The organism is Acinetobacter pecorum (assembly GCF_014837015.1).
GTDB classification, from domain to species: domain Bacteria; phylum Pseudomonadota; class Gammaproteobacteria; order Pseudomonadales; family Moraxellaceae; genus Acinetobacter; species Acinetobacter pecorum.
The window spans coordinates 41,870-50,700 of sequence record NZ_JACSPT010000020.1 but is presented as its reverse complement, the minus strand read 5'-3'; the positions used below and the strand labels follow the sequence as shown (position 1 = coordinate 50,700).

Sequence of the window (8,831 nt, the reverse complement as noted above, 5' to 3'; positions counted from 1 at the left end):
ATCGCCTTTTGAGTTTGAAGCAATGTACTATGATAAGATTAACCCGTTAGGTCAGGTGGCCTAACTTAAATAAAAAAATCTCCGACAAACCCGGTACGGTTCATATTTGACATAATGGATATTATACAAATTACACTTGTATATTAATTTAAATATCAATACCTTAAAATTTTAGTTATGATAAAGAAAAGGCAAAAAATCGGCTTTTGTAATAAGTTGGTGAGTTTTTAAGCGAATCTGTAACTTTTTGCCAATATAATTGGTTAAAAAACGATCAATTTAGCAATTGGTGCCCATTTCATACGGATCCAGGTTCCAAAACTATCCCCAATTGCTGGGGATAAAATTTAGGCTATTTTGTACGCATGGACTTACGTGAGTTCCGGTTCTTTGCGGCTGTCCAGGATACTGGAACTTTCCTATGATGGGACATAGAGAGCAGGATGTTCCAGAGAAGAATAACAAGAGATAGGCACAAGGACTGCAAGGTACGACAGGAGACATACCAAGCGAACCAATATAAAAAACCCCGGCAGGATGCCGGGGTTTTTTATTGCTTAGAATATCTATAACTGAGTATTGATCTGATAGCGTGTATTACGTCCACCACCTTCCAATTTGACGATACATTCTTTCTCAAGTAAGTCTGATAAATGGCGAGTAGCTGTTGCTTTACTGACTTTAGCAACCTTTTGATATTGTGAAGCACTGATACCCTGTTCAAAGCCATTTTCGCCACCGTCTAATAAGCGATTTAGGACTTTGCGTTGTTCTTCACCTAGGGTTGCATTTGAATGTTTATGCCAAAATTGACTTTTAAATAAAGTTCGACTGATCTGTGCTAAGGTTTTTTCAAGGCTATCATTCAATGTGTCTAGAAACCAAATCAGCCAATTTGTGATATCAGAATCATTTTTTTGGGTTTGTTCTAATACCTCATAGTAACTTTTACGTTTGTTTAATATCGCAGTAGACATTGCATACAAACGGATGCTCTGTTCATCCATTTGAGCGAGAGCAAGGTCTGTAAGTGTACGGGTAATACGGCCATTCCCATCATCAAAAGGATGCAGAGTAACAAACCATAAATGGGTAATGCCTGCACGTAACAAGGGATCAAGCAATGAATCATTCAAACTCTGATTAAACCACTCTATGAAGGCATTTAAGCGATCTTCTAAGCCTTCTCTTGGAGGTGCTTCAAAATGTACTTTAGGATAATCCAATCGACCTGAAACGACCTGCATAGGCTCTGATCCCCGGAGTTGACCAATGCGTAAACGTTGCATTGTCCAGTCTGGATCATTGAAAAGCCAACGATGCCATTGCATAAGACGCTCAACAGTCAGTGGTTGCTTAACATCGTTAAGTGCATCTAGCATGATATTGGCTAAACCTTCTGATCGATCTGAGCTTGGATAAGGCTGTTCAAGCGTGACACCCAAGCGTTGAGCTAGAGATGATCGCAATGAAAAAATATTGATGGTTTCATTTTCAATTGCTGATGAAGCAACAAGATTGGCAAGTAGAGTATCTAGAGTGAATTGTTCTTTTGCTAAATCATGCTGACTTTGTCCAAGAAGAAACCCTATTTTTTGATGTATCTGTCTGGTTTTAGGTAAGATAATTGAATCTTGCCATGTGAAATTTGTCCAGTTTTGTATTTGCCAAATCCATTCCTGCATTTTCAATCTTTCTCTGAAAATCTAAGATGAGTTGAATATAGCATACATTAAGCTCAATTAATGAGCCGAATGTATCGGTTAATTAGCTCATTTATTTATCTAGGACATTTCTATTTGAGGCTTACATACGAATTTCGCATAAGAGATTTTATGTTAAGTAAAAAATAATCACCTTATAGTCACAAAATTTTATGGTTTAAACTGCAGATCTTTTTTATTCAAGTACACAATGGGATAGCCTTGATAAATAAGGCTATCAAAATCATACTTATATAAAAAATATTTTCATTTAGTATTCTATGGAATACTTTGAAGTATTTTATACTTAAGACTTACCAGCTAAATCCCATGCCTACCCCACCAGAACTCTCATCTTTAGTAAAAGCTCCCCCTAGACTAAAGCTAGTATTGGGGTTAATTATCCGTTGGTAACCTAAGGAAACGGCTTGTTCAGAGCCCTGAAAACCGGCACCTACACCTACACGATTTTGACCTTTAAGACCTGAAGTACTGGTTGCCATATTTAACATTGCAGCACTCATAGCACCTTGACGATCGAAACGCTCATCAATTTCTTTGAAACGTTGTTTATTATCTTGAACATAACTATTAATAGACTCATTAAGATAATTAAATTTAGTATCGGTATAAGTGTTCGAAGTTTCGATAGCGCTTGTTTTTGCAGCTTGTAACTGACTTACATTGACTGCATCAGTATCAGCAGTACCGTTAGCTACATTAATAATCTGACGTTGGTTAGAACTAGAACCCACTGAAACCGTATTTTCACGATTAGAACTAGAGCCATTGCCAAGTACCACCACATTTTTTGCGGTAGTATTAACATTATTACCTAATACAAATGTGCCATCACCAGACACAGTATTGTCATTACCAATACTGTAGCTGTTGTTACCATTGACTGAACTTAAACCACCAATCCCCCCTGATTGATTTCCAGTTATTTTATTACCAGTACCAATGCTAATAGATTGCTCACCGATGGCTTGTGCACTATCGCCTATTACAATAGATTGCTTGCCTTGTGCATTTGTATTACCCCCTAAAGCAATTCCTTTTTCTCCAGTAGCAACTGCCTCTCTGGATGTACCACCATTGATCTTTATATATTTATGTTGTGTAGCAATAGTCTTTTTAACGATTGATACCTGGTTATCAGTATAATCTTTGGAGGCAGTTAGGGTCTCAGTTGCTTTGCTGTCAGTATAATCTTTAGAGGTAGTTAAGGTTTCAGTTGCTTTGCTGTCAGTATAATCTTTGGAGGCAGTTAGGGTCTCAGTTGCTTTGCTGTCAGTATAATTTTTAGAGGCAGTTAGGGTTTCAGTTGCTTTGCTGTCAGTATAATCTTTGGAGGCAGTTAGAGTTTCAGTTGCTTTGCTGTCAGTATAATCTTTGGAGGCAGTTAGAGTTTCAGTTGCTTTGCTGTCAGTATAGGCTTTATTTACAGCATCAGTATCATTTATTGGATCTTCTACATTAGTAATACGCTTCTCAAATCCCCTGCTACCAACTGAAATCGTATTGCTTTCATCTGCAATCGAGAAACTACCGATAGCGGTTGCGCCTGTTGCAGTTGCTTGGCTATAGCTGCCAAATGCACTACTATCTTTGCCTGATGCTGTGTTTTTATAACCAAATGCACTGCTATAATCACCCTTTGATATATTTTCAAAACCTACTGCACTACTATCTTTGCCTGATGCTGTGTTTTTATAACCAAATGCACTGCTATTTATATTAGATGCATTATTGTTAAAGCCAAATGCACTACTATCTTTGCCTGATGCGATATTACTAGATCCTATGGCGCTACTATTTATATTAGATGCATTATTGTTAAAGCCAATAGCACTACTATACTCAATTGATGCTTTATTATCAGAACCTAAGGCACTACTATAATCGCCTGATGCATTGTTAATATAACCAATTGCACTACTATAACTGCCAGAGGATGTATTAAAAAATCCTATTGAACTACTAGAGTTACCTTTAGCTTCATTTGCATAACCCAAAGCACTAGTAGCTTCATTAGAAGCTGTATTATCAATGCCCGAAGCACTGCTATTTAGACCACTTGCTGTATTATTTATTCCACAGGCCACTGCAATTGCACCTGTTGCCGTATTTCCTCCAGAAACAGGATCAGTTACGCATATCACAGCTGCCCAAACAGTATTGCTACTAACAGTTGTAAGAATCAAAAAAATGACTTTTAATTTTAGTATTTTATAGTCAGTAGAGCGAACTGGTGGAATGACACTACTGGTCTTACTATTGATCTTAGTATCTTTAGATACCATTATTTTGCAATTTATTGATTTTAAATATTTTTTTCTGAATATATTATTCATATCTTGCTCCATAATTCTAAAATTTATCTGACAGTGAAGACAAGGTTATACGTATCTTGTTAAAACAAAAATACTCTTTGTAAAATCCAGGCGTGTTGACATTTTGTGTTTAAAAAAATAGCAAAACAGGAAAATATAATCTGCTAAATAAATTTGAATTTTCTTTAAATTAATACAACTTGGATTATGCGAGCCGAGAGCTAGAATCTCTCGTTTTTTCTTTTAAAACTGCTAAGATTTTTATACACCATTGACGTACTTCACCATATGTTATTCATTGAAAAAAGTATTTTTACCAAGAAAATCAAAGAGTTTTTAAGTGATGAAGAGTAGCGTCAGTTCCAGCAAGATCTCTTGGTACAGCCTGATAAGGGCGACTTAATCAAGAATGGCGGTGGCATTCGTAAAGTACTTTGTGCTCAGGGCAATAAAAGCAAAAGCAGTATTATCCGTGTGATCTATTTATTACTGGGTCACAGAGAATGATCAGATATTTTTCTTGGTTGCTTATCCAAAGTCAGTGAAAGATAACCTGAGCGATAAAGAAACCTCGATCCTGCGTCAATTAGTGAAGGAGCAATTTCATGGATAACAACTTATTTGATGACCTGGTTGCTTCAATCAAAGAAGCTGGTGCCATCAAACGTAATGAGGTGAAGGCAAGTCAAGTCTCAGAGCTTGAACTGCCAGATATTAAAAAGGTACGTGAGAAAATTGGCTTATTTAATTCGCATTCTGGATGCCCATCCAACTCTGATCTAAATAGTGTAGATAATAAAAAACCCCGGCATCCTGCCGGGGTTTTTTATTATGCGACATCTGGCGGTAGCTGCTCTTCTACCTCACCATCCTAGTGTTAGAACTTATCATTGTTGTTTTTTGCTCCGGAACATCCTGTTCCTGTATGAATCTATCGTAGGACTATTCTAGCTATCCTGATAGCAGCAAAGAACCGGAACTTATGTAAGTTAAAGCGTACAAATAGCCTAAATTTTATCCCCAGAAATTGGGGATATTTTTTGCCCTGGGACGACCGGGAACATTGAAAAAATCCTCAATTTGATTAAAAAACGATCAAATTTATTGGCTAAATATTACAAATATGCTTAAAAAACACACGAGTTGTTAAAACGTCTGTTTTTTGATCTTTTGGGTTTTGGATTTATTGGTTCAAGTGCTTGATAAATAACACTATTTAAAAAGGCTGTTATTCACCAATTAAAATGTCTATGCGATAAACCATTTAAAATGTCCTGTTTTTAACCACAAGAGTCAAGCACAGGATTTAACTTTCTTTGTTCAATAACAGCTTTCTGAGCTTTACGACTCGGCATACTTTTCTTGAGACGGGAACGTTTATTCTGTTTTTCCAACTCTTCATGCTGTTGCTGAATATGTGCCAGAACTGTACCTAACCGTTTATTCTCAACGATCTCATTCTGCTGTAGCCCAGCTAATTTATTGAAAATGCTGTAGTTGAGCTTTCGTCCCTCGTGCATGAGGGCCACAGTCCCATCCGGGTACTCCAGAAATGAAATATATTGCCCAACAAGCTTATGATTCAGCTCTGTCGGTTCAAGCAGATAAATACATTTGTCATAGGTCAGGGTCAGATTCTTAGTGACCTTACGCGGTTTCTGCCAGGTAAAAATATCATCCAGTTCAAGATGAGATTCGGTTAATGGCCGATGTAAATTCTTTGAGTTTCGCGCACACTTGGCAAACTTCTGATTGAAATGCTCAATAAAGCAGGGCAGCCAGGCATTTGCCTCGGCAATTGAACAGATACCTTCTAGGCGCATTTCCTTGATCAGGCGATCCTGGAGTGTTCTATTGGCACGTTCCACACGGCCTTTGGCCTGTGGAGAGTTGGCGAAGATAATATCAATATTTAACTCATTCAGAATCCGCCCAAATTGCGTGATCTGGCTATCTTGGCTCGATTTCTGATTCACTCGGAATACCGAGTGTTTATCGCTATAAAAGGCCAAAGGCTTGCCGTATTGCTCAATGTAGGCTCGGGTTGAAAGCATATAATCAAAGGTCGTTTCAGCCTCACAAAAGCGCAGATGCAACAGCTTTCCAGTGGCGTCATCGATATAAACCAGCAAGCAGCATTTGGAAGCTCGGCCTTCAAACCAGTCATGATATGAGCCATCGATCTGGATCAGCTCACCGAAGCAATCACGGTTGTATCGAGGCTGATATGGGCGTTTCAGGCGCTTGGATCGAGGAATCCAGAGGTCATTTGCAGTCATCCAGCGACGAACCGTTTCTACCGGGATATGCAGGCCAAACATGCTGCTGAGCTTCTCATGAGCCAATGTAGGACCAAAGCCAAGTAAATGTTCAGAAATAATGGAAAGACATTCTGATTTTAACAGGACGTCATGGCGACGATGACCCGGTTGACCACGACTGGCATGTGCCATACCTGAGACACCATCTTGATTGAGCTTCTGCAATAACCGGGTAATTTGACGGGTGGAAAGATTCAGGATTTCAGCAGCACGGACCTGGGTAATACGATGATCTCTAACGTCTTGCAGAACTGCAAGACGTTGAATTTCTTTATCAGACATAGTGATCAGCATCTATATTTTATATCCAGTCCATGGTGATAAAAACCATCATAAACCAGACATTTTTATTGGTGAGAATATAGACACTTTAAATGGGTTCTAACAAAGGCATTTCGTATAACGGCCATTATGTTAAATGAGGCGGATTATTCTCATTAATGATCCCAAAAGATTTTCTCCACGCTTGAGGACTTGTACCATATTTTTCACGAAAATTTTTTCTAAATGACACTGTATTATTAAAACCTGAAAGCTCGGCTATCTTTTCGATAGACAAGTTTGTCGTTTCTAAAAGTTCACAACTTAATCTGATTCTTTCAGTATTCAGCCAATCGACTAAGGTCATACCTGTCGCTTTCTTAAAGTGCCGTGTGAACGTCCTACGTGTCATATGTGTCCGTTCAGCTAGGCTTTCAATATTATGTTGTAAAGCTAAATTCTTTCTTAAAAAATCAAGTAATAGGTTGATTTGTGCATCTTGGATCGACTCTGCTACTGGCTGTTCAATAAACTGAGCTTGCCCACCTTCACGGTGAGGCGGAATTACCATTACTCTAGAGACTTTATTCGCAATTTGTGCATTATAAATTTCACGTACTAAGTACAAACAGCAATCTAACGCTGCGCCTGTTCCTGCAGAGGTTACGATCCTTTGGTCTTCTACATACAGGGCATCATGATCAAGCTGAACCTGTGGAAATCGCTCACTAAAATCTTGTTCAGCCATCCAGTGCGTAGCTGCTTTTTTATGATCAAGTAAACCAGCATATGCCAATGCATAAGTTCCATAGCATAACCCTACAATTCTAATTCCAGTCTGATATGCACAATTTAGGGCATCGATAAGTACTTGTTCAGGCTCATGATTAAAATCATCCCATCCAGGAATAATAATAAGATCCGACTCTTTAATGAGTTCAATCCCACCATCAGGGATAATCATCATAGACTGTTCTGTTTTTACGGGTTGGCCATCTATAGAAAAAATTTTCAGATCAAATAAGCGTTTATCTTCAATCTTGATATTGAAAATGATATGAGGGATAGAGAAGTGAAATGGATTTATATTGGGATAAACGAATAATCCAATCACTGGTATAGCCATTCGATCTACCTCTCTAAAATAACAAATATAGCATGTTGTCCCAATAGTTTCGATGATTGTCCTTAAGGACAATTTTATTATTTGATTTTTCCTATCATGATTCGAGTATGACTAAATGATTGGATCTGGAACATGAATAAAATTTTAAGTAGCTCTGTTATTGCACTCTCTCTGGCAATGGCTTCAGTCCATTTATATGCGAATGATAAAGTAGTTCAGCGAGATACCTCTAAAGTGACGCATATACAAGAAATTCGCAATGCAACGATTAAAGTAACCTATGCGGATACAACTTTTTTAATTGACCCAATGTTTGCGAAAAAAGGCTTTTATGAGGGTTTCCCTAATAGTCATCGCAGTTATTTACGCAATCCATTAGTTGATTTACCTATCAAGCCTGAAACGGTTTTAGAAGGTGTAGATGCGGTAATTGTGACACATACCCATTTAGATCATTGGGATGATGCAGCCCAAGCGGCTATTCCAAAAAATATGCCTTTGTTTGTACAGAATAAAGCAGATCAAAAAATCATCCAAGCACAAGGCTTCAAAGATGTTCGTGTATTAACTGTAACTACTTTCCAAGGTGTTAAGTTAACTAAAACTGGTGGTCAACATGGTACTGACGAAATGTATCGTAATGCTGAACTTAAAGCTGGCTTAGGTGAAGCGATGGGTATGGTTTTTGAAGCAGCAGGCCATGAAACAGTTTATGTTGCAGGAGATACCATTTGGCGTCCTGAAGTTGATCAGGCAATTCAAACATTTAAACCTGATGTAATTGTATTAAATACAGGTAATGCATTAATGGATGGATATAAAGAGTCCATCATTATGGGGAAAGAAGATACTTATCACGCAACCCAAAAAGCACCTAATGCTAAAATTGTCGCGGTTCATATGGATGCCATTAATCATATGTCGGTAACACGTGCTCAACTTGCAGAATATGTAGAAGACAAAGGGATTCAAGATAAGGTTTTAATTCCTATCGATGGTGAAACGCTTTCTTTCTAAAGTAACTTAAAGAAGTGGAAGCATTCCACTTCTTTAAAATCCTAAGCAGAACAAAACCAATATTAGT

The 8,831-nt window shown here is 37.9% G+C and carries 6 protein-coding genes and 1 pseudogene; 3 read left to right on the top strand and 4 right to left on the bottom strand.

What is annotated here, in order from left to right; translation table 11 throughout:
• Positions 1-566: 566 nt before the first annotated feature.
• Both H9629_RS13190 and H9629_RS13185 read right to left on the bottom strand, forming a co-directional pair.
• On the bottom strand, positions 567-1,685 hold the full coding sequence (locus H9629_RS13190; RefSeq protein ID WP_191731264.1) for a Fic family protein: 1,119 nt from the start codon (positions 1,683-1,685) through the stop codon (positions 567-569).
• Between the two features lie 332 nt (positions 1,686-2,017).
• Complete coding sequence (locus tag H9629_RS13185; protein WP_191731263.1) at positions 2,018-4,060, bottom strand: YadA-like family protein; 2,043 nt, start codon at positions 4,058-4,060, stop codon at positions 2,018-2,020.
• A gap of 267 nt (positions 4,061-4,327) precedes the next feature.
• Here H9629_RS13185 and H9629_RS13180 point away from each other — a divergent pair.
• Together H9629_RS13180 and H9629_RS15550 are read left to right on the top strand one after the other, a co-directional pair.
• Positions 4,328-4,652: pseudogene (locus H9629_RS13180) on the top strand (type II toxin-antitoxin system RelE/ParE family toxin).
• Positions 4,645-4,914 (top strand): transcriptional regulator, encoded by a 270-nt coding sequence (locus H9629_RS15550; RefSeq protein ID WP_318245700.1) that lies wholly within the window; start codon positions 4,645-4,647, stop codon positions 4,912-4,914. The pseudogene H9629_RS13180 and the gene H9629_RS15550 overlap by 8 nt, the downstream one beginning before the upstream one ends.
• Positions 4,915-5,319: 405 nt before the next feature.
• Here the strand turns inward: H9629_RS15550 and H9629_RS13170 are convergent, their stop codons facing one another.
• Positions 5,320-6,654, bottom strand: a complete 1,335-nt coding sequence (locus H9629_RS13170) for an ISNCY-like element ISAba32 family transposase (protein ID WP_191731262.1) — start codon at positions 6,652-6,654, stop codon at positions 5,320-5,322.
• Between the two features lie 115 nt (positions 6,655-6,769).
• Entirely contained in the window at positions 6,770-7,747 is a 978-nt protein-coding gene (locus tag H9629_RS13165; protein ID WP_191731261.1) for a GlxA family transcriptional regulator, read from the bottom strand.
• A gap of 132 nt (positions 7,748-7,879) precedes the next feature.
• Between H9629_RS13165 and H9629_RS13160 the strand changes: the two genes are divergently transcribed.
• Positions 7,880-8,764 carry an MBL fold metallo-hydrolase gene (locus H9629_RS13160; RefSeq protein ID WP_180075588.1) on the top strand — a complete coding sequence of 295 codons (885 nt, stop codon included), beginning with the start codon at positions 7,880-7,882 and terminating at the stop codon, positions 8,762-8,764.
• Positions 8,765-8,831: the final 67 nt, after the last annotated feature.